Below are 20,911 nucleotides of genomic sequence, written 5' to 3' on the forward strand. Positions count from 1 at the left end.
ACCTTCCTTCCGGCCGGCACAACCGGACGTTGTGCCCTTAAGGTCGGTCGCTGTGGATCTCAACGCCGTACGCACCTTCGTCGCCGCCGCGGACGCGGGGCAGTTCCAGCAGGCCGCCACCGATCTGTCGATCACCCAGCAGGCTGTCTCCAAGCGCGTCGCCGGGCTGGAGAAGGACCTCGGCGTGCGGCTGTTCACCCGCACCGCGAGCGGGGTCCGGCTCACCATCGACGGGCAGGCGCTCCTGCCCCACGCCCGGGACCTCCTCCGGGTCGCGGAGCGGGCGGCCGCCTCGGTGCGGCCCGGCCGCCGGGCGCTGCGGGTCGACGTGATCGGCCGGCGGCTCGCGACGGCGGCCCTGCTGCGCGACTTCCACCGCGCACGTCCCGAGCTCGAACTCGACGTCGTGACGCTCTTCGACGCCGACGCGGCCGTCGCCGCGGTCCGGTCCGGCACGATCGACGCGTCCTTCCGCGCCGTCACCATGCCCGGCCGGAGCCTGCCCGACGGCATCGAGACCGCCCGGGTCCTCGACGAGCCCCTCCAGCTCCTCACGGGACCGGGCCACGCCTTCGCCGCCGCCCGCGCGGTCACGCCCGCCGAGCTCGCCGGACACCGGATCTGGATGCCCGGCGTCGTCCCGGGCACCGAGTGGGCGGCCTACTACGACGACCTCGCCGCCGCGTTCGGGCTCACCATCGACGCGATCGGCCCCGACTTCGGGGTCGAACCCCTCCTCGACGCCATCGCGGACTCCCCGGAGCTCGCGACCTTCCTCGGCGCGCACAGCCGCATCGTCTGGCCCGTCGACTACGACCTGCGGCGCGTCACCGTGCACCGCCCGACTCCGGTCTACCCGCACTCACTGATCTGGCACCGCGACAACCCGCATCCCGCGCTCGCCGCCCTCCGCGACCACCTCGCCGCCGGGCAGCCGGACCACGCGGGCGCCGAGACCTGGACGCCGGCATGGGCCCAGCGATGAGAACGCGCGTGTCACCGCCCTATGCGAAGATCCTCCGCAGTGTGCGGTGGCCCTGGTCGGCGGGTTCCACCGGCCGGATCCACGGCATTCTGCGGAGACTGGACGTCGGGCAGGGCGTCGCCGAGGCGGGCTGCTGGCCACAGCCGTCGGCGGCCTGACCTCCGCGCGGCACCCGAGAGCGGCGCGCTCCGGCCGGAACGCCGGCTACCGCTGCCGGTCGGCGGATCCGGTGAGGAAGCGGCCGATCTCACGCGCCACCGTCTCGGGCTCGTCCAGCATGGACAGCACGTACGCGCCGGGCACTTCGGCGTACCGGCCCGCCGGCAGCAGCTCGGCCAGGCGGTGGCCGTGCTCGGGTGGCATCACACGGTTGTCGGGCGACCACAGGACGAGCGCCTCCCCGGTGAACCGGCGCAGCGCCTCGGTGTCGCGGACGAGTTCCTTCTTGTCGAACCTCCCTCGGCAGTACGCGCTGAGGTCGCGGCGGATGCCGGGATGGCGCAGGAGCGGCTCGGTCCAGCGGTGGATCAGTTCGTCCGGAATCGGCCGCCGGGCCATCTGCCCGAGCATCATGGGCGACTGGCGGAGCCGCCGCACGCGGAGTTGGCGGGCGCCGAGCCGGAGGCCGCCGGGCAGGCGGGACGCGAGGGTCACCGTCTTGCCGGGCAGGCCCGGCGGGAAGTTGTCGAAGGCCTCGCACGGGAGGATCACCTGGCGGGCGACGCGCCGGTCCAGGCCGTGGGCGGTGAGGAACAGCCCGCCGCCCCAGTCGGTGTGCACCAGGGTGACGTCGTCCAGGTCGAGGGCGTCGAGGAAGTCGGCGACCAGGCGGACCTGCCCGGGGAGCGTGAGGTCCGCGTCCGGCCTCATCGGCCGGCGGTGGGATCCGAGCGGCAGCACGGGGCACACGTATCTGAACCCCTTCGGGAGGAGCGGCAGTACGCGGTCCCACAGCCTGTGGTCCATCATCAGCCCGTGGAGCAGGACGACCGGAGGCCCCGACCCCGTTTCGTCGTACTCGATGACACCGGCCGGTAACGCGACGTCCTTCATGACGGTCTCCTGGAGGGGACGGTGAGGAATCCGGTGGTCGTGGACCTCCGGCTGGCCCGAGGGCGTCCACGCGGAGCAGCGCTGGTGATCGAGGCGAAGAAACGTACCTTCCCTCCTGCACTGTACCGGGGGCGACCAGGGGCGCTCAGGCCCCGCCCCGGCTCTTCACCCCGGTCCGCAGGAGAACGCTCCCGCCCGGCCGCGTCGTCGACGAGCCGCCCGGCCCATGGGGAAAGCTGGGCATGGGAGACGCGAGCACCCGCCCCCGTCCCCTCCCCCGACGGAACCGGACAGCGCAGACAACCCACGGGACGGCGCTGCGGGAAGGAGACCGCCATGCCCAAGGGCGACGCCGCACCCGGCCTGACCTGCCTGGTGACCGGCGCCACGGGTTACATCGGCGGCCGCCTGGTCCCGGAACTGCTGGCCGCCGGGTACCGGGTGCGCGCCCTGGCCCGTTCCCCCGCCAAGCTGCGGGACCATCCCTGGGCGGGCGACGTCGAGGTGGTCCGCGGAGACGTCACCGATGCCGCCTCGGTGGGTGCCGCCCTGCGCGGGATCGACGTCGCCTACTACCTCGTGCACGCCCTCGGCACCGGGGAGACCTTCGAGGAGACCGACCGGAGATCCGCGCGGATCTTCGCCGAGCAGGCGAGCGCCGCCGGCGTGCGGCGCGTCGTCTACCTGGGCGGGCTCACACCCGCCGGGGTGCCCGAGGAGACGCTGTCCCCCCACCTGCGCTCCCGGGCCGAGGTCGGGCGGATCCTTCTGGAGTCCCGGGTGCCCGCCACGGTGTTGCGCGCCGCCGTCATCATCGGTTCCGGTTCGGCCTCGTTCGAGATGCTCCGGTACCTGACCGAGCGTCTGCCCGCGATGGTCACGCCGCGCTGGGTGCACACGCGCACCCAGCCGATCGCCGTACGGGACGTGCTGCGCTACCTCGTCGGCAGCGCGCGCATGCCGCAGGACCTGAACCGGGCCTTCGACGTCGGCGGCCCGGACGTCCTCACCTACGGCGACATGATGCGCCGGTACGCGGTGGCCGCCGGGCTTCCCCGGCGCCTGATCGTGCCCGTGCCGGTGCTGACCCCCCGGCTGTCCAGTCAGTGGATCGGGCTGGTGACGCCGGTGCCGCCGTCGATCGCCCGTCCCCTGCTGGAGTCGTTGCGGCACGAGGTGGTGTGCCACGAGCACGACGTCGCGCACCATGTGCCCGACCCGCCGGGGACGCCGCTTCCGTTCGACACCGCGGTCTCCCTGGCGCTGGAACGCGTCCAGGAGGCCCAGGTCGCCACGCGTTGGTCCTCGGCGTCCGTGCCCGGGGCGCCCAGCGACCCGCTGCCCACGGATCCCGACTGGGCGGGCGGCAGTCTCTACACCGACCACCGGGAGGTGTGCGTGCCCGCCTCACGGGAGGCCCTGTGGCGGGTCGTGGAGGGCATCGGCGGCGAGAACGGCTGGTACTCCTTCCCTCTGGCCTGGGCCGTGCGCGGCTGGCTCGACCGGCTGACGGGCGGCGTCGGGCTGCGCCGGGGCCGCCGTGATCCCGCGCGGCTCCGGGTCGGTGACTCGCTCGACTTCTGGCGCGTGGAGGAGATCGAACCCGGCCACCTCCTCCGGCTCCGCGCGGAGATGCGGCTCCCCGGGCTGGCCTGGTTGGAGATGTACGCCGAGTCCGACGCCGACGGCCGCACCCGTTACCGGCAACGGGCCCTGTTCCACCCGCGGGGGCTCGCCGGGCACGCCTACTGGTGGGGTGTCTCGCCCTTCCACGCCCTGGTCTTCGGCGGGATGGCGCGCAACGTCGCGCGCGCCGCCGCACGCGACGCGGAGTAGGGCCGGAGGGGGACCTGCCGTGGACACCGCCCGGCTGGGGTGGAGTTCCTGCCCGAGCCGGCTCCCGGCGGGCGGTCGACGGTACGGCTCCGGCCTCTCGACCCCACGCGGTGGCGGCACGTCCGGCCCGGTCAGGTGGTCACGATGCACGAGGACCGGTCCGCGGCCGGCACGGCGGTCGCCCGGGAGGTCCCGCCCCCCGCGGGGGCCTGAGCACCGAGGCGCCCCTGCCTCCGAGGGGACCGCGAAGCAGTCAGCCCGTCCTGGCCCGTCCCTCGCCGCCGTTCCCGAGGACGCGCTCGACGTCGGCCTGCGAGGCTCCGTACTCGGTGAGGACGTCCGCCACCACGCCGGGGCCGGCGGCGAGCGCCAACAGGATGTGTTCGTCGCCGATGTGACGGTCGCCCCGGGCCAGGGCGGCACGCAAGGAGCGCTCCAGTACGGCCTTCGCCTCGCGGGTGAAGGGCTGGCGTCCGGCGGACCACCGGCGCCGGGGCGTTCGTCCGGTGGCCAGGGCGCCCCGCCCGTGGGCGTCCTCGACGCGGGCGACGATCTCGGCCACGTCGATGCCGAGACCGGCCAGCGCCTCGGCTTCCGCCCGCGAGATCCCGCCGCGCCGGCGGATCTCGTCGAGCGCCCCCTCCAACGCCTCGCGACGCCGGTGCACGCCGAGCGCGGCGAGGGCGAAGGCGGCCCTGGTCCCCTCCAGGTCGAGCAGCGCCAGCAGCAGGTGTTCCTCGGTGACGGCTCCGGCCCGCTCGGCACGCCCGGCCGCGCCCTCCACGACCTCGCGTGCGCTCTTGGTGAACCTCTCCAACATCGTCAACGCCTCCCGTACTTCTTGTGCACGGCCTGCCTGCTGACGCCCAGTTCGTTGGCGATCTCCTGCCACGACCAGCCCTGGATCCGGGCGCTTCTGACTTGTACGGCCTCAAGCTGCTCCAGCAGTCGCCGCAGCGCGGCGACGGCCCGCAGCCCGACCCGCGGGTCGCGGTCGCCGGCTCGCTGGGCCAGATCGGTTGCCTCGGTCATGGCTGTCAACTTACATTGACAAACCCGGGGCGTGTCAACCCTCATTGACACTTCGCGGGTGTCCGCCAGCTCCACCGACGGCCCCTCGGGGCACCCTCCTTCACCCCTCGCCCTTCGGGAAGTGAGGACCAGCCGCCCCGCCCAGGCCCCCTTGCCACGCCGGCGGCGTGCCCGCGCCGCGTCGCGCAGGGGCGTCGTGGCGGCCCGCTCCGCCGCTACGACGCGCCGGCTGACGCCTCGACCGGCTAGGAGGTGCCCGGCGTCCCGCCGGCTGACCGCCCTGGCCATGTGCCCGTCTGGCGGGGAGGGAACGTGCCACCACGCGGGTATTGATCGGTTGCGATGCCGTGCCGGAGAAGACGGGGAAGGAGAGGACAGATGGCGGAGGGACCGGGTTCTTGCTGGTTTCTCCCGGAAGCCGTGTACCTCCGGCGCAGATTCCTCACCCTGACGGCCGCGGCCACGGCACTGGCGTTCACCGCCGGGTCACCACGCGTGCGTGCCGGGGAACTGCGTGGCCGGGAACTCGCCGAGAACCCCTTCACCCTGGGAGTCGCCTCGGGGGACCCGCTGCCGGACTCGGTGGTGCTGTGGACCCGGCTGGCGCCGCGCCCGCTCGAACCGGACAGCGGCCTGCCCCCGGCCGGCACGGTCCCCGTCACCTGGGAGATCGCGGAGGACGAGGCGTTCTCGCGGGTCACCCGCCGGGGGACGGCGAACGCCGAAGCCGCCGACGGCTACAGCGTCCACGTCGACGCCACCGGCCTGGAGCCCGCCCGGACCTACTGGTACCGGTTCCGCGCGGGCTCCTGGCTGAGCCCCGCCGGCCGGACCCGTACCGCTCCCGCCGCCGACGCCACGCCCAGCCGGCTGCGGCTGGGCGTGGCGTCGTGCCAGCAGTACGACGACGGCTACTACACCGCCCTGGCCCACCTGGCGCGCGAGGACCTCGACGTCGTCTTCTTCCTGGGCGACTACATCTACGAGAACGCCATCGACTCCCGGGGCGGCAGCCGGCAACTCCCCGAGGGCCGCCGGCTCCCGGACGTCTTCCACCACGAGACGGTCACCCTGGCGGACTACCGCCTGCGCTACGCCCTGGAGAAGACCGATCCCGACCTGCAAGCCGCCCACGCCGCTCACCCCTGGTGCGTGACCTGGGACGACCACGAGGTCGCGAACAACTACGCGGGAGGCGTCTCCCAGCACAACGACCCGGTCGACCAGTTCCTGCTGCGCCGCGCCGCGGCTTACCGCGCGTACTGGGAGAACATGCCGCTCCGCCCCGCCCAGCGCCCCACGGGCCCCGGCATGCGGCTCCACCGGCGCTTCCAGCACGGGCGGCTGGCCCAGTTCGACGTCCTCGACACCCGCCAGTACCGCTCGGACCAGGCCTACGGCGACGGCTGGAAACAGCCCGGACCCGAGTCCGAGGACCCGGCCCGCACCCTCCTGGGCCCCGAGCAGGAGGCATGGCTCGCCAGTGGCTTCCGCGCGTCCACGGCGACCTGGAACGTCGTCCCCCAGCAAGTGGCCTTCTGCCGGCGCAGGCTCACCCCCGAGCGTTCCCCGCTGTCGATGGACGCCTGGGACGGCTATCCGGCGGCCCGCAGACGGCTTCTCGACGCGGCCCGCACCGCGGGCGTCACCAACCTCATGGTGCTCTCGGGCGACTCCCACATCCATCTCGCCATGGACATCAAGGACGACTTCGACAACCCGTCCTCGGCCACGCGCGGCGTGGAGGTCCTCGGCACGTCCGTCTCCAGCGGAGCCGACGGGATGGAGAAGCCGGAGGACTGGGAGAGCCTGCTCCGGGCCAATCCGCACATGGCGTACTACGCCAAACGCCGCGGCTACGTGGTGGTCACCCTCACCCCGTCCCAGGCGCAGGCCGACTACCGGATCCTGCCGTACGTCACCCGCCCCGGCGCCCCCGCCTCCACCGCCGTCAGCCTGGTCTGCCCAGCCGGTCGCCCCGGTTTCGTGCGGGCGTGAGCACGGCCGCTCGCGTGCGACGTGGGGCGTGGGGTCTGTCAGGGCAGCAGCCGCTGCTCCTTCGCCACCGCCACCGCGCCGGCCCGTGTGTCGACGCCGAGCTTGTCGTAGATCCGGCCCAGGTGGGTCTTCACGGTGGCCTGGCTGATGAACAGCGCCCGGGCGATCTCGCGGTTGCCGAGGCCCTGGGCGAGCTGCCCGAGGATGTCGAGTTCGCGGGCGGTCAGAGAGGGGCGGGCGGCGCCCCGCAGGTGGCTCATGACGCGGCTGGCGACGGGCGGGGACAAGATGGTGCGGCCCTGGGCCGCGGAGTGGATCGCCGCGAAGAGCTCCTCGGGGCGTTCGGCCTTCAGCAGGTAGCCGGTGGCGCCCGCCGCGATCGCGCGGGTGACGTCGGCGTCGGTGTCGTACGTGGTGAGGACCAGCACGTGCACACCGGTGGCGGCGATGCGGCGGGTGGCCTCCACCCCGTCGACGCCGGGGCCGAGCTGGAGGTCCATCAGCACGACGTCCGGCCGGAGCTTCGCGGCCGCGGCCACCGCTTCCTCACCGCTGCCGGCCTCGCCCACGACGTCGATGTCGGGTTCGCTGCCGAGCAGGGCGAGCAGCCCGGCGCGTACCACCGCGTGGTCATCGCAGAGCAGGATGCGGACGGGGACTCTCGTCATGACAGGGGTTCCAGGGGGATCGCGGCGGATACGACCGTGCCCTCGCCGGGCGCCGACTCGATGGTCAGGGTGCCGCCCAGCTGCCGGACCCGGGCGTGCATGGCGGGAAGCCCGTGGCCCCGCCCGCCGGGGCCCGCGGGTGCGACGGCGGCCGGGGCGTCGAAACCGCTGCCGTCGTCGGCGATGTCCAGGACGACCTGGTCCCCCAGGCAGGTGAGGGTGAGCGTGGCCGTCGTGGCTCCGGCGTGCTCGCGCACGTTCGCCAGGGCGCCCTGGGCGATGCGCAGGAGCGCGGAGGTGACGCGGTCCGGCAGCGGGAGGAGCGCGGTGCCCTCGACGTGGCAGCGGACCGTCAGGCCGGCGGACTCCTGGGACGCGTGGTCCGCCAGGGTGCGCAGCGCCTCCACGAGGCCGCCGCCGTCGGCGAGGCCGGCGGGGGCGAGGTCGTGGACGAAGCGGCGTGCCTCGGCCAGGTTCCGCTCGGCGACGGAGGCGGCGGTGCGGACGTGGCGACGGGCGGCGCCGGGGTCCGCCGCCCACACCCGGTCGGCCGCCTGCAACAGCATCTGCTGGCTGGACAGTCCCTGGGCGAGGGTGTCGTGGATCTCCATCGACAGTCGCTGTCGCTCGGCGAGGGTGCCTTCGCGGCGCTCGGTGGCGGCCAGCTCGCGGCGCGTGCGGATGAGGTCGTCGATCAGGTGCCGCTGCCGGTCGGCCTGGCGCTGCATGTGGACGAAGACGGCGGCGGCGATGGCCGCGACGGCGGGCGGCGCGAGGACCAGGTTGGGGTCGAAGCCGCCGGCCGACAGCTTCAGCTGGGCGGCGACCACGAAGGCGGTGAGCACTCCGACGAGGGCGAGCGCCGCCCGCGACGGCAAGGTGCGCAGCCCCGTGAAGAACAGCGGCACCGCGCACCAGGCGAAGCTGGGCGCGAGGACCACGAGCACCATCCAGACCGCCACCACCGCTCCCAGCCAGGCGAGGCGCCGGGGAGCGGGCCGCGACGGCGGTGCGGGCCCGAGGGGGTACAGCAGGGCCAGCCCGGCGGAGAGCCCGATGATCCACGGAGTGCGGGGCTCGCCGGGGTGCCGGATCAGGAAGCGGGCCAGCGACGCGGCGAGGAGGAGGAAGAACGCGGCGTGCATGACGAGCGCCAGCCGGCGCTCCCCCGGAGCGGTGGCGTCGGCGAGGGCGGGGGCCGGGGCGCCGGGTGCTCCGGGGCCGGTCTCCGGCCCTGTTCCGCCCGTGGGGCCGTACGCCGCCTCGTCCGCCGGCGCTGCGTGCCGCACTCAGCTCTCCTCGTTCCGTGCGCTTACGTGATTCGGTGCGTACGTGATTCCGTATGTGCGTCGTCCCGTGCGCAGGTCGTTCCGTGCACACGCACTCATCGTCACCCGGTGGCACCATCCTCGCATCAACCGATCGGACGACAGGGGCGTCAACCGTCACGCCCGCCGGATGCAGCCGGCGGGCCGAGGTCCGGAGCCCGGTTCCGGCCGGAGGATCGGATCATGACCAACACCAAGAAGCTCCTGACCACGACCGCCGCCGTCCTCGCCGCCGGGGCCGTCGGCGCCTTCTCCGCGAGCGCCGCCTCCCCGGCGGCCGAGGCCAAGTCCACGGTGAAGGCCGACGCCGCCGACGGGAACCTCACCCACTCGACGCACCTGACGGTCGCCGCGGCCACCAGGGCCGCGCAGGCCGGTCTCGACGCGGCCGCCAAGGAGGGCCAGAAGGTCTCCGTCGCCGTCGTCGACCGCGACGGGAACACGATCGTCACCCTGCGGGGCGACGGTGCGGGCCCGCAGTCGTACGCGTCCGCCGAGAAGAAGGCCTTCACCGCCGTGTCCTGGAACGCGCCGACCTCCGTCCTGGTGGGCCGCCTCGCCCAGACCCCGAACCTGAAGGACATCCCCGGCACCCTGTTCCTGCCGGGCGGCGCCCCCGTCCAGGCCAAGGGCGCCCCGATAGCGGGCGTGGGCGTGGCGGGCGCGCCCAGCGGCGACCTCGACGAGAAGTTCGCCCAGGCCGGCGTCGCGGCTCTGAACAAGTAACGCGCCGTGCCGCAGGGCGGCCGGGCCTCCGCGGGCCCGGCCGTGGCGGCAGGCGGCGGAGGTCTGTGCCTTGCCCCGGGTTCCTCAGGGTTCCTAGGGGGTGTCCGATGGGTCAGCACAGGCCCTGCGGCGCCCGGCACGGCACCTCGCTGCGTTGTCACATCAGCCGAGGACGCCCGGTCCGAGGCAGATGCTCCGCCTTGCGATCTACCGCACCGGACACCGCAGGACCCGCACCGACCCATCGGACACCCCCTAGGGGGGCGGTTGACGTAGATCACTCCGGGGGCGGCCACCCTCACCACATTCGAGGCATATCCGGGCACGGCACTCCATACCCCAACACCCCCAACCCCCTCCATAGCCGCCCATTCCCCACCTCGGCGCGACCCTTGGTCGATTGTGCCGAGCGCCTCAGTCCGCACCCCTTGAAGGATCAAACCAGTAGGGGGTTAGCATATGAGCGCCGCCTAGCTCGAAAGATAAACTTGTGACTGTCAACGACGACTCGTTCACTGACTGGAAGACCCGCGAGGAGATCGCGGAGTCGATGATCCCGATCATCGGGAAGCTGCACCGGGAGCAGGACGTCACCGTCCTGCTGCACAGCCGCTCCTTGGTGAACAAGTCGGTGGTCAGCATCCTCAAGACCCACCGGTTCGCCCGGCAGATAGCCGGCGAGGAGCTCTCGGTCACCGAGACGCTGCCGTTCCTCCAGGCCCTCACCGGCCTCGACCTCGGTCCTTCCCAGATCGACATCGGCATGCTCGCCGCGACGTACAAGGCCGACGACCGCGGTCTCAGCGTCGAGGCGTTCACCGCCCAGGCCGTCGCCGGCGCCACGGGCGAGAACAAGATCGAGTGCCGCGAGGGGCGCGACGTCGTCCTCTACGGCTTCGGCCGCATCGGCCGCCTCGTCGCCCGTCTGCTCATCGAGAAGTCCGGCTCGGGCAACGGTCTGCGGCTGCGTGCCATCGTCGTCCGGCAGGGTGGCGACCAGGACATCGTCAAGCGCGCCTCGCTGCTGCGGCGCGACTCCATCCACGGCCAGTTCCAGGGCACGATCACCGTCGACGAGGCGAACGACACGATCATCGCCAACGGCAACGCCATCAAGGTGATCTACGCCGGCGACCCCTCCGAGGTCGACTACACGGCGTACGGCATCAAGAACGCCATCCTCATCGACAACACCGGCAAGTGGCGCGACCGCGAGGGCCTGTCGAAGCACCTGCGGCCCGGCATCGACAAGGTCGTGCTGACCGCGCCCGGCAAGGGCGACGTGCCCAACATCGTGCACGGTGTCAACCACGACATGATCAAGCCGGACGAGCAGGTCATCTCCTGCGCGTCCTGCACCACCAACGCGATCGTCCCGCCGCTGAAGGCGATGGACGACGAGTACGGCGTCCTGCGCGGCCACGTGGAGACCGTCCACTCGTTCACCAACGACCAGAACCTGCTGGACAACTACCACAAGGCCGACCGTCGCGGCCGCTCGGCGCCGCTCAACATGGTCATCACCGAGACGGGTGCCGCCTCGGCCGTCGCCAAGGCGCTGCCCGACCTCAAGGCGCCGATCACCGGCAGCTCGATCCGCGTCCCCGTGCCGGACGTCTCGATCGCGATCCTCAGCCTGCGACTGGGGCGCGAGACCACCCGCGAGGAGGTCCTCGACTACCTCCGCAACGTCTCGCTGACCTCCCCGCTGAAGCGCCAGATCGACTTCACCACCGCCCCCGACGCGGTCTCCAGCGACTTCATCGGCTCGCGCCACGCCTCGATCGTCGACGCCGGCGCCACCAAGGTCGACGGCGACAACGCCATCCTCTACCTCTGGTACGACAACGAGTTCGGCTACTCCTGCCAGGTCATCCGTGTCGTCCAGTACGTCTCCGGAGTGGAGTACCCGACCTTCCCCGCCCCGGCGGCCTGATCCCGGGCGGCGCCCGGAGGGCCGGCCGTCAGGCGGACGGCCGGCCGGAGCCGCCGAGCAGCGGTGACCCGTTCAATTGCCGGGAAGAGCGGTTTCGGCCGACTTACGGCACCCGGGCGTGAGCTGCTGCTCGTCGGTGGCACCGGGGACGACGGAGAGGGCCGGCAGTGGCGAACGCCGCTGCCGGCCCTCTCCGTCGTCCCCGGTGCTCTACGCCCTGAGGACGCGGACCAGCAGCTCACGCGTGCGCGGGCCGTCGTACTCGGCGAGCATGACCGCCTGCCACCGGCCCAGGTACAGCGCGCCCGCCGTGACGGGGATGCTCAGCTCGGGGTGGGTGGCGAGCATCGCGCGGGCGTGGGAGTGGCCGTTGTCGCGCTCGCCGTGGACGGCCCGCTCGGCGGGGGTGCGGTCCTTGTCGTGGGCGTAGGGGTGGTGGTCGCTGTGCGGGGCGAGGCGTTCGAGGACGGCGTTCATGTCGGTGTTCAGACCGGCGTCGTTCTCGTTGACGACCAGACCGCAGGTGGTGTGGCCGCAGTACACGTGGAGCGTGCCCTCGGTCACCGCGGATTCGGCGACGAGACGCCTGAGTTCGCCGGTCAGGTCGACGACGGCTTCCGGAGCGTCGAGGGTCACGGAGATCCGGGCCGACGCGGCGAGGGAGCCGCCCGCCGGCAGGACGTCGCGGGAGACGGTCGTGATCCGGGTGTCCGGGACGGTTGCCATGGCGCCTCCAGATGCTCGCGATACGGGCCCCGGGGTCGGGCGGGCCCCGCGGTGCCGATGTGAACGTCGCAGGCTCCCGTGCGCGACGCAACACCGGTCTCGGCCACCTTGCGCGTGCCGAGCGCCGCCGCCGCTCCCCTATGCCGGTCGCAGCGACCGCCAGATGGCGTCGGGCAGGAGGCGCGCGGCCTGGTCCAGGTCGAGGTCGTACGTGCTGGACAGCCAGCGGCGCGCCGCCTCGGCGACCGGGCCCATGACCAGGACCTCGATCAGAGGACCGGGCAGGGGGACGATCTCGCCCTTCTCGATCCGGGCCCGCATCCAGTCCGCGACGACCGCCAGCTTCGCGGCCTTCACGGCCCGGATCTCCTCGGCGCGGGCGGCCAGGTAGCCGGAGTAGGCGGAGGCGTGGAGGAAGAGCGCGGCGTCGCGGTGCTCCACGGTGAAGCGCAGGTACGCCTGGACGAGGGCACGCAGACCGCTGCGGGCGGTGCGACTGCGGTGCAGGGCGGCGATCATCTCGTCGAACAGTTGCTCCGTGCACCGCGTGTACAAGGCGCCGGCGAGGCCGTCGAAACTGCCGAAGTGGTGGTAGAGGCTGCCGAGGCTGACGCCGCTGGCCGCCGTGACGGCGTTGACGGTGAAGCCCTGCTGGCCCGACGTGGCGTACACGTCCAACGCGCTGGTCAGGAGCAGGTCGGCGGTCGCCTCGCCCCGTTGCTGCTTGGGGGACATCACCCGGCCTCCGGTCGGCCGTGACGACCCCTTGCCATGCCTGTCGCGCCCGCGTCCGCCATGCCGTCCAGCATAGGTCGGAATTAGAGAGATTTTCTAAAAACTGTCTCTACAACGCGTGCTGACTGGTCCACACTCGACCCCACGGCCGGACGCGGGGGCGACCAGGGGATCTGACCTGCGAGCACCTCCGTGTCGTGGCCCGAAGGCCGAGACGTGCCTTCCCCCCGTCACCCAGGACACGTGAACGGAACCGGTCCCATGGCACTCAGCCACCTCCGACGACACCTGACGAAGTCACCCCCGCCGGCCCGGCTTCTGCGCGCGAAGGCCGCGCTCGCCGCGCTGGCCGCGGCCGTGCTGATGCTGGGCGCGCCCCCCGCGCACGCCGACGCCCCGGTCCCGCCGCCGATGGCCGACGGCTTCGGCCTGACCCAGGTCGGCGCCCCCACGGGCACCGCCACCAACTTCGTGATCACCGTCTCCACGCCCCAGGTCGCCGGAGAGCACCGCATCAGGGTCCTGCTGCCCAAGGACTACGCGGCCGATCCCACCAAGCGGTACCCGGTGTTCTACTTCCTGCACGGCGCCTCCGACAACCCGGGCAACCCCGCCCTGGCCTATCCCGCGCTCACCGCGGCCCAGTCGATGATCACGGTGATCCCGGACGGGGGGCGGAGAGGCTGGTACACCAACTGGCTCGACCAGAAGACCGCCGCCGGCGCGCAGAACTGGGAGAACTTCCACATCAACCAGGTGATCCCCTTCATCGACGCCAACCTCCGCACCCTCGCGGACAAGAAGGACCGGGCGGTGGGCGGCCTGTCGATGGGCGGATTCGGCGCCATGCACTACGCCCAGTCCCACCCCGGGCTGTTCAGCCAGGTCGTCTCGCTCTCCGGCGCCACCGACTTCTCGGTGAACCACCTCGTCATGCGTGGCGCGGTCGTCGCCACGCTGACCAACGTCGGGGCTCCGCTGTGCGGTTCGAGCGCTCCCACCTGCTCGCTGAACTTCGGACCTACGGTGTCCAGCGACGCGGTCTTCGGCTCGCCGTACCCGGTGTTCAACGCCGACTGGCGGTGGAACGCGGTGGACCCGTCCTCGCACGCGAACGTGAGCGCGCTGGCCGGCATGGGCATCGCGCTCTACACCGGTGACGGCAACGGCGCGGCCGCGGAGCCGGAGTTCTGGGTCGAGTCGGCGGCACGACACGTCAAGGACCGTCTGGACGCCCTGAAGTTCCCGTACCACTACGTGGACTACGGCAACGGCGCCGGCTGGGGCAGCGACTGCAAGGGCGGCCACACGTACGGCTGCTGGGCGCAGGACCTCGTGGACTACGTGCCGCGGCTGGAAGCCGCCTTCGCGTCCGACTGACCCGTCAGTTCCCCGGCCCCGCCCGCTCAAGGCCCCCGCCTCTTCGAGACAACCCCTCCCTCACAGAGACAAGGAATCCACCCATGACACCGGACACGGCCCACCCCCCGAGACGTCCGGTCTCCTTCCTGCGGGTGATCGCCGCAGCCCTGGCGACCTGCTGCGTCGCCCTCGGGCTCATGGCGTCCCCCGCCACGACGGCGACCGCCCACGCCGCGGGGAAGTGCGACACCCCGCTGCAGTGCGTGGACTTCACGTCCGTGCACAACGGTCGCAAGCTGGACGTGCAGAACGGCTCGCTCGGTGACGGAGCCATCATCGTCACCAACTCGGCGCCGGGCCACCACCAGTCCTGGCAGCTGAACGTCGATGCGACGGACTCGTCCTTCACCATCGTGAACAACACGACGGGCAAGTGCGTCGACCTCAGCTGGCCGGCCCTGCGGCAGCAGACCTGCCGGGGCCAGAAGACCCAGAAGTGGTACTTCCAGCCGGTCACGGGCGCCAGCGACGCGTTCATGATCCGCAACGAGAGCGACAACTCGTGCCTCGACCTCGTGGCGGGCGCCCAGTACGACGACGCCTGGACCGGGAAGTCCGCGTGCCACGGCGGGACCAACCAGCGGTGGACCACCACCGCGGAGGCCCGGGCCCTGGCCGTGGACCACGCCGCCTACCGGTGCCAGAGGAACACCTCCACCTGTTCCTGGGCGGTCAGGAACATAGCCGGTGCGGCTCCCCTGCCGAAGGTCTGCGCCTCGTCGGTCTGGTACAACAACACCGGCGGCCCCATCTCCCAGACGTTCTCCGTGAACAAGACCACCGGCTGGTCGAACAGCATCGGCAACCACCTCACGGCGCAGTTCGGCACCGGCGGCATGGAGCCCCTCATGGCGATGGTCAACTCGAGCCTGGACTTCACCAACACCTGGACCGGCTCGTCGAGCGTCGACAACGCCGTCACCGTGCCCGTCCCCGCCGGGCAGTACGGCTGGGTGACCCTGTCGGTGCTGGCGAAGAAGGTGACCGGCACCTGGACGTTCGACACGCAGGGCTTCCCGTGGAAGGCGGACGACACGATCACCGTCCCCCTCAAGGACGACCCCAGCGGTGGCGCGACCCTCTACATCGCGAACACCAGCCCGACGTTCACCTCCTGCGTCTGAGCGATCCGCCCCGCCGCCCGGCGATCGTCGCCGGGCGGCGTCGGGGCGCGTGCCGTTCTAGGTCACCCGACCTATTATGGTGCGCATGAACGATGAACTCGGCTTAGACGCCGACGGTCCCGTGCTGCTCGTGGGCGGCTACGGCACGGTCGGCACCGAACTCGCCCGCCTGGCCGCCCCGTCGTGGCCGCTGACACTGACCGGTCGCACCGTCGAGCGCGGCGAGGCGCTCGCCGCGGAGACGGGGGCGCGGCTGCGCACCTGGGACCTGGCCGATCCGACGCCCTTCCGGGCACGGGTGCGTGCCGTCGTCGGTGTCGTCAACGACCCGGACGACCGGGTGCTCAGGGCCGCGATGGCGGGCGGGGTGCCGTTCGCCGACGTCACCCGGTGGACCGCGCGGATGCAGCGCGCGGCCACGCTCGGGGCGATGCGCGCCCCGCACTCCCCCGTGCTGCTGTCCTCGGCCTGGATGGGTGGTGTCAGCAGCCTGGTCGCCGCCCATCTCGCCGCGGGCGTCGGGGGCGCGGACGTGGTCGAGGTGGCGATCCGCTGGGACGTCGGAGACCGGGCCGGCGTGGATTCGGTGGAGTTCATGGACCGTCTCGGCCTGGACTACGAAGTCGTGCGGGACGGACGGCGGCACACCGTCGCGCCGCTCAGTGAGGTCCGGCGGGTCCGGATCGGCGATGACGTCACCCGCGTCGCCCGGATCGACACGCCCGAGCAGTTCACCCTCCCCCTCACGCTCGGCACCACCACCGCGACGACCCGCATCGGCTTCAGCTCGGCCGCCTCCACCGCGGCGCTGCTGGCCGTCAAGCGGCTCGGGTTCTTCCGCTGGGGCCGTGGGGACCGCTTCACCCCCGCGCGCCGCGCGTTGCTGTACGCACCGGGTCGGGGAGGCACCGCCCGGTTCCGCGTCGACGTCACGCACGACGGGCGTACGAGCAGCGCGACCGTCACCGACCCGGCCGGTCAGGCCCATCTCACCGCCGTGGGTGCGCTGCTGGCGCTCCGCCGCGTGCTCGGCACGGACGGCGCCCCGGCTCCCCGGGGTGTCGCCTTCCCGGAACAGACGCCTCATCCGGACCGTCTGCCGGGGGATTTGGATGCCCTCGGCGTCACCCTGCGGGTCTCCACGGGCCCGGTGCGCGCTTCCGGGGATGTTGAGGGGAGGGCCGCGTGACGGCGAAGCCGACGGGCCCCGGGCGGGGTCCGGCCGCCACGGGGAAGGGCACCGAGCGGCGTGTCCTGCTCCTCGACGTGGCGGAGAGGATCCTCACCGAATCGGGGCACGGGGCGCTGACCATGCGGGCGGTCGCCACCGCCGCCGAGGTGCGCCTCGGACACCTCCAGCACTACTTCCCCACCCGGGCGGACCTGGTCGCCGCCGTCCTGCGGCGATGCCTCGACGCCTCCTTGGAGCGCCTGGCCCCCCTGCTCACCGGGTCCGGTCCCGGCGGGCGGACGGCGCCCGACGTGCTCGTCCGCCGGCTCCTGGCCGAGCAGGACGACCCGCTCGTGGTCCGGCTGTACGCCGAGGTGTGGGCCCTGGCGGCCCGGGACGAGGCCGTCGCGACGGTCGTGCGCGACTTCTACGACGGCTACCGCTCGCACGTCGCCGACTACGTCGGCAGCCGGCAGCCCGGCCTGCCGGAGGACGTCCGCCGGGTCCGCGCCGACGTCTTCGTCATGCTGGTGGAAGGCGCGGCGCTGTTCCGGTCGGGCATCGCGGGGCACCGCCGGGAGAGCACGGACACCGAACTCGTCACACGGGCCGTCGCGCTGCTGGAGGGGCCGCCCGGCTGAGGGACGTCTCAGCCGGGCCACCGGCGGGGCCGGCCGGCTCTCCGCACCGTTGGCCGGCCCGCACGGGCCCCGGTCGCGTCACCGCGCGTCCGAAGGGGAGAGCGCCGCGCTCGATCCGCTCACCGCCGGTGCGGGCCGTCGCCCGTACGCCGTGGAGACCGACGGTGTCACCGCCCGGTGGACTCCGCCGTCTCCAGCCAGGCGGCCGTCTCGTACGCGTCGCCGCGCCAGGCCCGGACGTAGATCAGCTCGTCGCTGTCGTGGCGCGTGTCGCGGAAGGAGGCGATCACTTCGGCGGCGTCCCGCAGGGTGTGGTCCTGCCGCCCGAGAAGTTCGCGGACGCTCACGAGCGCCGGGAGGGCGTGCACGTGACGCGTGGCGAACCACGTTGCGACGGCTTCCATGCCGCCCGCCTCCCGTTCGTCGCGGAGCGCGTCGGTGATGTGGCCGAAGGCCGCGGCGAGCTGGGCGTGGAGCCCGTCCTCGCCGGGATGGAAGGCGGGGGCGAGCGCGCAGATCAGGCGCATCACGCAGGTGTCGCCCTCGAATCGGAGGTCAGGGCGGTCCTTGCGGAACTCGAACCAGTCGGCTTGCGACGCCTGGTTGAGGACGTAAGCGAGGCTGGTGGGCTCCCCGGCCGCCGTCAGAACACGCTCCAGCAGCTCGTACGGCACCTGGACGTGCTCGGCCAGCAGGGCCGCGTCGTAGAGGTCCTTGCCCTCGGGGTGCACGTCCGTGACCAGCCACAGGATCTTCCACACGAGGGACAGTTCCGGGCTCGCCGCCGTGACGACGGCCGGGGCGCCCTCGTCGTGCCGGGGGACTTCCGTCCGTACGGGCGGGGCGGGCAGGGTCTCGTTGAAGACGAAGTCCAGCTGGACCGTGCCCCGGGCCTCACCGGCCGTCCAGGGCAGGACCAGGCGGCGGCCCGGCACGCGGTCGTAGGTCCATATCTCGTCGCTCACCGCCCCCGCGGCGTCGACGCGGACGAGGCTGCCGGCCTGCCGTGACAGTTCGCCGGTGGCCCGGGCGAGGTCGTCCAGCATGGTGTCGGTGCGCGCGTCGTCGAGCCGCCAGGTGTCGGGGACGACGACGAAGTCGAGGTCACCGGGCTCGCGGGCCGCCTCCCCGAACCACGCCGTGAGCAGCACGCTCCCGCGCAGCACGAGGTGCTCCGCCCACGGCGAGCCCGCCACGGCCGCGAGGGCGTGGTCGAGGGCCTGCCGCCGGGCGGCGAACCACGTCCCGGCCGCGCTCTCGTCCGAGAAGTGCGGTTCGCTCAGCCGCATGCCCAGGCGCCGGTGGTTGACGGCGGGGTCGTAGACCGGGCGCTGCACCACGCCCTCGCCGGGGACGGGGCGCAGCGTGTGCGGCAGGTCCTTCTCAGCCCGCGTCGCCTCGTCCGGGGGGAGCTGGGGGACGACCGCTGTCGCGTCCCAGGGGCCGTACGGGAACTTCTCCCACGGTGTCGCCGTCATGCCTCGCCGTCTTTCTCGTCGATCCATCCCGCGTCGAGCGATTCGTCGCTGTCGTGCACGACGAACTCCCTCTCCACGGATTCCGTCGTGTGGCCGCCGGATCGCAGGGCCGTCACCAGCGCGTCCAGTCGTGCCCCCGCCGTCCGCGCGCCGACGAGCCGGCAGCGCTGGGTGACGAACCGCTCGGTCCGGCCGTCGGGGCGTACCCGGCGGGCGTTGCGTGAGAGGTGTGCGCTGTGGGCGGCGGCGAGGGCCGTCGTCGCGGTGGTGTCCGTGCCGGGGTCCAGCAGCAGCTTGACGTGGTGCTCGAAGTAGTAGCGGCCGCCCAGGGCCTTGGCCGCTTCGTCGGTCCCGGGCACGCCTTCCGCCCACGGTGCCGCTTCGATCTTCGTCCGCACGACGGTGAACCCGGCGGCCGTGAGGTCTTGGACCGTGTCCTCCACGGCCGCCGCCACCTGGGGCAGCGGCCCGGAGCGGCGCAGGGTGAGCATGGGCTGGCTGGGGGTCCGCCCGCGGTCGAGCAGGATGTGGGTGAACTTCAGGCCGTGGTCGGCGGCGTGCCGTTCGAGGCGCCGGACGTCGTCGTCCTGGGAGGCGTGGACGGTCACGTGTGCCTCGAAGTCGCCGCGGAAGAGGGGTGGCGTCGTGGTGCTCGGTATCACCAGCAGATGATCTCAGGCCGGCCGGTGCGGGGTCGCTGCGGCCGGTGTCAGCAGGCGCAGAACTCGTTGCCCTCCGGGTCGCGCATGACCCACCAGTGTCCGGCGGGGCCCTTGTTCACCTCGTGCACCCGGGTGGCGCCCAGGGCTTCGAGGCGGGTCACCAGGTCGTCGAGTCCGCCGCGTTCGCCGTGGACGTCGAGGTGGAGGCGGTTCTTCGTGGTCTTGCCCTCGGGCACGTCCTGGAAGAGAAGCCGGCGGCCGTGGCCGATGCCGCTCGTCTCGTCGTACGGGTCCTCGGGGTGCCGGATCGCGGCGTAGCCGCGGAAGACGCGGCGCCCGCCGTGTTCGGTGACCGCGTCCTCGCCGATGTGGCCGGCGGCCAGCAGCGCGTCGATCAGCTTGCTGGGGTCCTCGACCTCGTACTCCAGCGCGGCGGCCCAGAAGTCCGCGAGGGCGGGGGCGTCGGTGCTGTCGATGACCAGTTTCCAGTGCAGTGCCATGTGACTGGTTATAACGTACTGGCCGGCGCGGCTCTTCGGTGCCCTCACCGCCGGCGGGGGGCGACCTGCGGAAAGGCACCGCGGGGTCGCGGTGCCTTCGGCGTGCGGGGCGCGGTCAGGCGCGCACGGTGTACCAGGCGCCGATGCCGCCGCATCCACCCGCGTTGTAGGTGGTGCTGCGGTAGCCGGGCGGAATGGGCGACCCGGGGCAGGTCCAGATGCCGTTGCGGACGAGCTGGTGGTACCACGAGCCAATGCCGTTGCATCCGCTGCGGTTGTAGTTGGTGACGACGTAGCCGGACACGATCGGCGAGCCCGCGCAGGTCCAGATGCCGTCGCGGACGAGCTGGTGGTACCAGGCGCCGATGCCGCTGCATCCGTTGCGGTCGTAGTTGCTGATGACGTAGCCGGTCACGATCGGCGAACCGGAGCAGGTCCAGATCCCGTCACGTACGGGCTGCTGGTACCAGGCACCCGCGCCGTTGCATCCGTTGCGGTCGTAGGCGGTGATGACGTAGCCGTCGGGAACGGGCGCTCCCGAGCAGGACCACCTTCCGGAGGCGTTCGCCGTGTCGGCCGCGGCGCTGGCCGTGCCGGTGGCGGCGCCGGTCAGGGCCGCCGTGATGAGCGCGATGGTGCCGATGACCGCGGCGAGCCTGCTGCGGACGACCGACATCGTCGCACCGGTCCACAGCTGGCGTAAGTGTCTGTCCAATGCACACCCGTCCTCAAGTCATGCTCATTTCACTGCTGTCGACGGCTAAGGTCACCGACATCGGAGCAAAAGTCACCCCCGCGCACGCGCGATGTGAGAAGGACGTCACAGACGGCGACCGGCAACGGGCCGGGGGCGGACGTGGTATGAGGCGGCGTCGGCGCAGGGAGGCCGC

20 protein-coding genes are annotated in these 20,911 nt (G+C 72.6%); 9 read left to right on the forward strand and 11 right to left on the reverse strand.

Annotation, left to right across the window (positions count from 1 at the left end; genetic code table 11):
* The first annotated feature begins 52 nt into the window (after positions 1 to 52).
* A complete protein-coding gene (locus tag CYQ11_RS01385) occupies positions 53 to 985 on the forward strand; it encodes a LysR family transcriptional regulator (RefSeq protein ID WP_099199258.1) in 933 nt (310 codons plus the stop codon).
* Positions 986 to 1,189: 204 nt separating this feature from the next.
* Here CYQ11_RS01385 and CYQ11_RS01390 read toward each other — a convergent pair whose 3' ends face one another.
* Positions 1,190 to 2,038, reverse strand: a complete 849-nt coding sequence (locus CYQ11_RS01390; RefSeq protein ID WP_099199259.1) for an alpha/beta fold hydrolase — start codon at positions 2,036 to 2,038, stop codon at positions 1,190 to 1,192.
* 336 nt (positions 2,039 to 2,374) lie between these two features.
* Between CYQ11_RS01390 and CYQ11_RS01395 the strand changes: the two genes are divergently transcribed.
* The gene (locus tag CYQ11_RS01395) at positions 2,375 to 3,874 is read left to right on the forward strand and encodes an SDR family oxidoreductase (protein WP_099199260.1); all 1,500 of its coding nucleotides are present in this window, start codon (positions 2,375 to 2,377) and stop codon (positions 3,872 to 3,874) included.
* Between the two features lie 253 nt (positions 3,875 to 4,127).
* Here CYQ11_RS01395 and CYQ11_RS01400 read toward each other — a convergent pair whose 3' ends face one another.
* Both CYQ11_RS01400 and CYQ11_RS01405 read right to left on the reverse strand, forming a co-directional pair.
* Entirely contained in the window at positions 4,128 to 4,694 is a 567-nt protein-coding gene (locus CYQ11_RS01400) for a Clp protease N-terminal domain-containing protein (protein ID WP_099199261.1), read from the reverse strand.
* A 2-nt stretch (positions 4,695 to 4,696) separates the two neighbouring features.
* The gene (locus CYQ11_RS01405) at positions 4,697 to 4,906 is read right to left on the reverse strand and encodes an RNA polymerase sigma factor sigma-70 region 4 domain-containing protein (protein WP_099199311.1); all 210 of its coding nucleotides are present in this window, start codon (positions 4,904 to 4,906) and stop codon (positions 4,697 to 4,699) included.
* Positions 4,907 to 5,284: 378 nt separating this feature from the next.
* On the opposite strand from CYQ11_RS01405, the gene CYQ11_RS01410 reads away from it, so the two are divergent.
* Positions 5,285 to 6,904, forward strand: coding sequence for an alkaline phosphatase D family protein (locus CYQ11_RS01410; RefSeq protein ID WP_099199262.1), 1,620 nt, complete (start codon positions 5,285 to 5,287; stop codon positions 6,902 to 6,904).
* Between the two features lie 38 nt (positions 6,905 to 6,942).
* Here CYQ11_RS01410 and CYQ11_RS01415 read toward each other — a convergent pair whose 3' ends face one another.
* Positions 6,943 to 7,572: a response regulator gene (locus CYQ11_RS01415; protein ID WP_099199263.1), complete on the reverse strand. Its 630-nt coding sequence runs from the start codon at positions 7,570 to 7,572 to the stop codon at positions 6,943 to 6,945.
* A complete protein-coding gene (locus CYQ11_RS01420) occupies positions 7,569 to 8,861 on the reverse strand; it encodes a sensor histidine kinase (protein ID WP_398779684.1) in 1,293 nt (430 codons plus the stop codon). Before CYQ11_RS01420 ends, CYQ11_RS01415 begins: the two co-directional genes overlap by 4 nt.
* A gap of 222 nt (positions 8,862 to 9,083) precedes the next feature.
* Here CYQ11_RS01420 and CYQ11_RS01425 point away from each other — a divergent pair, with 222 nt between their 5' ends.
* The gene (locus CYQ11_RS01425; RefSeq protein ID WP_099199264.1) at positions 9,084 to 9,626 is read left to right on the forward strand and encodes a GlcG/HbpS family heme-binding protein; all 543 of its coding nucleotides are present in this window, start codon (positions 9,084 to 9,086) and stop codon (positions 9,624 to 9,626) included.
* 490 nt (positions 9,627 to 10,116) lie between these two features.
* Positions 10,117 to 11,562, forward strand: a complete 1,446-nt coding sequence (locus CYQ11_RS01430) for a glyceraldehyde-3-phosphate dehydrogenase (protein WP_099199265.1) — start codon at positions 10,117 to 10,119, stop codon at positions 11,560 to 11,562.
* A 210-nt stretch (positions 11,563 to 11,772) separates the two neighbouring features.
* Here CYQ11_RS01430 and CYQ11_RS01435 read toward each other — a convergent pair whose 3' ends face one another.
* Positions 11,773 to 12,288, reverse strand: coding sequence for a secondary thiamine-phosphate synthase enzyme YjbQ (locus CYQ11_RS01435; RefSeq protein WP_099199266.1), 516 nt, complete (start codon positions 12,286 to 12,288; stop codon positions 11,773 to 11,775).
* A 138-nt stretch (positions 12,289 to 12,426) separates the two neighbouring features.
* Positions 12,427 to 13,023, reverse strand: a complete 597-nt coding sequence (locus CYQ11_RS01440) for a TetR/AcrR family transcriptional regulator (RefSeq protein ID WP_099199267.1) — start codon at positions 13,021 to 13,023, stop codon at positions 12,427 to 12,429.
* A gap of 363 nt (positions 13,024 to 13,386) precedes the next feature.
* On the opposite strand from CYQ11_RS01440, the gene CYQ11_RS01445 reads away from it, so the two are divergent.
* The 4 genes from CYQ11_RS01445 (at position 13,387) to CYQ11_RS01460 (ending at position 17,381) form a co-directional block, all read left to right on the forward strand.
* Positions 13,387 to 14,403 carry an alpha/beta hydrolase gene (locus CYQ11_RS01445; RefSeq protein ID WP_099199313.1) on the forward strand — a complete coding sequence of 339 codons (1,017 nt, stop codon included), beginning with the start codon at positions 13,387 to 13,389 and terminating at the stop codon, positions 14,401 to 14,403.
* A gap of 83 nt (positions 14,404 to 14,486) precedes the next feature.
* Complete coding sequence (locus CYQ11_RS01450; RefSeq protein ID WP_099199268.1) at positions 14,487 to 15,569, forward strand: RICIN domain-containing protein; 1,083 nt, start codon at positions 14,487 to 14,489, stop codon at positions 15,567 to 15,569.
* An 85-nt stretch (positions 15,570 to 15,654) separates the two neighbouring features.
* Positions 15,655 to 16,758 (forward strand): saccharopine dehydrogenase family protein, encoded by a 1,104-nt coding sequence (locus tag CYQ11_RS01455; protein ID WP_099199314.1) that lies wholly within the window; start codon positions 15,655 to 15,657, stop codon positions 16,756 to 16,758.
* A complete protein-coding gene (locus tag CYQ11_RS01460; protein WP_099199269.1) occupies positions 16,755 to 17,381 on the forward strand; it encodes a TetR/AcrR family transcriptional regulator in 627 nt (208 codons plus the stop codon). The genes CYQ11_RS01455 and CYQ11_RS01460 overlap by 4 nt, the downstream gene beginning before the upstream one ends.
* Positions 17,382 to 17,548: 167 nt before the next feature.
* Here the strand turns inward: CYQ11_RS01460 and CYQ11_RS01465 are convergent, their stop codons facing one another.
* The 4 genes from CYQ11_RS01465 to CYQ11_RS01480 form a co-directional block, all read right to left on the reverse strand.
* Complete coding sequence (locus CYQ11_RS01465) at positions 17,549 to 18,859, reverse strand: nucleotidyl transferase AbiEii/AbiGii toxin family protein (RefSeq protein WP_099199270.1); 1,311 nt, start codon at positions 18,857 to 18,859, stop codon at positions 17,549 to 17,551.
* Positions 18,856 to 19,521, reverse strand: a complete 666-nt coding sequence (locus tag CYQ11_RS01470) for a hypothetical protein (RefSeq protein ID WP_240003400.1) — start codon at positions 19,519 to 19,521, stop codon at positions 18,856 to 18,858. Before CYQ11_RS01470 ends, CYQ11_RS01465 begins: the two co-directional genes overlap by 4 nt.
* A 47-nt stretch (positions 19,522 to 19,568) precedes the next feature.
* Entirely contained in the window at positions 19,569 to 20,021 is a 453-nt protein-coding gene (locus CYQ11_RS01475) for a VOC family protein (protein ID WP_099199271.1), read from the reverse strand.
* 115 nt (positions 20,022 to 20,136) lie between these two features.
* Positions 20,137 to 20,736, reverse strand: coding sequence for a hypothetical protein (locus CYQ11_RS01480; protein WP_240003401.1), 600 nt, complete (start codon positions 20,734 to 20,736; stop codon positions 20,137 to 20,139).
* Positions 20,737 to 20,911 lie beyond the last annotated feature (175 nt).

This window comes from Streptomyces cinnamoneus, from assembly GCF_002939475.1.
Taxonomy (GTDB): domain Bacteria; phylum Actinomycetota; class Actinomycetes; order Streptomycetales; family Streptomycetaceae; genus Streptomyces; species Streptomyces cinnamoneus_A.

Bases quoted from the DNA above. Each gene is read 5' to 3' on its own strand.
- CYQ11_RS01390 (WP_099199259.1), bottom strand. From the start codon at position 2,038: ATGAAGGACGTCGCGTTACCGGCCGGTGTCATCGAGTACGACGAAACG.
- CYQ11_RS01395 (WP_099199260.1), top strand. From the start codon at position 2,375: ATGCCCAAGGGCGACGCCGCACCCGGCCTGACCTGCCTGGTGACCGGC.
- CYQ11_RS01400 (WP_099199261.1), bottom strand. From the start codon at position 4,694: ATGTTGGAGAGGTTCACCAAGAGCGCACGCGAGGTCGTGGAGGGCGCG.
- CYQ11_RS01405 (WP_099199311.1), bottom strand. From the start codon at position 4,906: ATGACCGAGGCAACCGATCTGGCCCAGCGAGCCGGCGACCGCGACCCG.
- CYQ11_RS01410 (WP_099199262.1), top strand. From the start codon at position 5,285: ATGGCGGAGGGACCGGGTTCTTGCTGGTTTCTCCCGGAAGCCGTGTAC.
- CYQ11_RS01415 (WP_099199263.1), bottom strand. From the start codon at position 7,572: ATGACGAGAGTCCCCGTCCGCATCCTGCTCTGCGATGACCACGCGGTG.
- CYQ11_RS01425 (WP_099199264.1), top strand. From the start codon at position 9,084: ATGACCAACACCAAGAAGCTCCTGACCACGACCGCCGCCGTCCTCGCC.
- CYQ11_RS01435 (WP_099199266.1), bottom strand. From the start codon at position 12,288: ATGGCAACCGTCCCGGACACCCGGATCACGACCGTCTCCCGCGACGTC.
- CYQ11_RS01440 (WP_099199267.1), bottom strand. From the start codon at position 13,023: ATGTCCCCCAAGCAGCAACGGGGCGAGGCGACCGCCGACCTGCTCCTG.
- CYQ11_RS01445 (WP_099199313.1), top strand. From the start codon at position 13,387: ATGCTGGGCGCGCCCCCCGCGCACGCCGACGCCCCGGTCCCGCCGCCG.
- CYQ11_RS01450 (WP_099199268.1), top strand. From the start codon at position 14,487: ATGACACCGGACACGGCCCACCCCCCGAGACGTCCGGTCTCCTTCCTG.
- CYQ11_RS01455 (WP_099199314.1), top strand. From the start codon at position 15,655: ATGAACGATGAACTCGGCTTAGACGCCGACGGTCCCGTGCTGCTCGTG.
- CYQ11_RS01465 (WP_099199270.1), bottom strand. From the start codon at position 18,859: ATGACGGCGACACCGTGGGAGAAGTTCCCGTACGGCCCCTGGGACGCG.
- CYQ11_RS01475 (WP_099199271.1), bottom strand. From the start codon at position 20,021: ATGGCACTGCACTGGAAACTGGTCATCGACAGCACCGACGCCCCCGCC.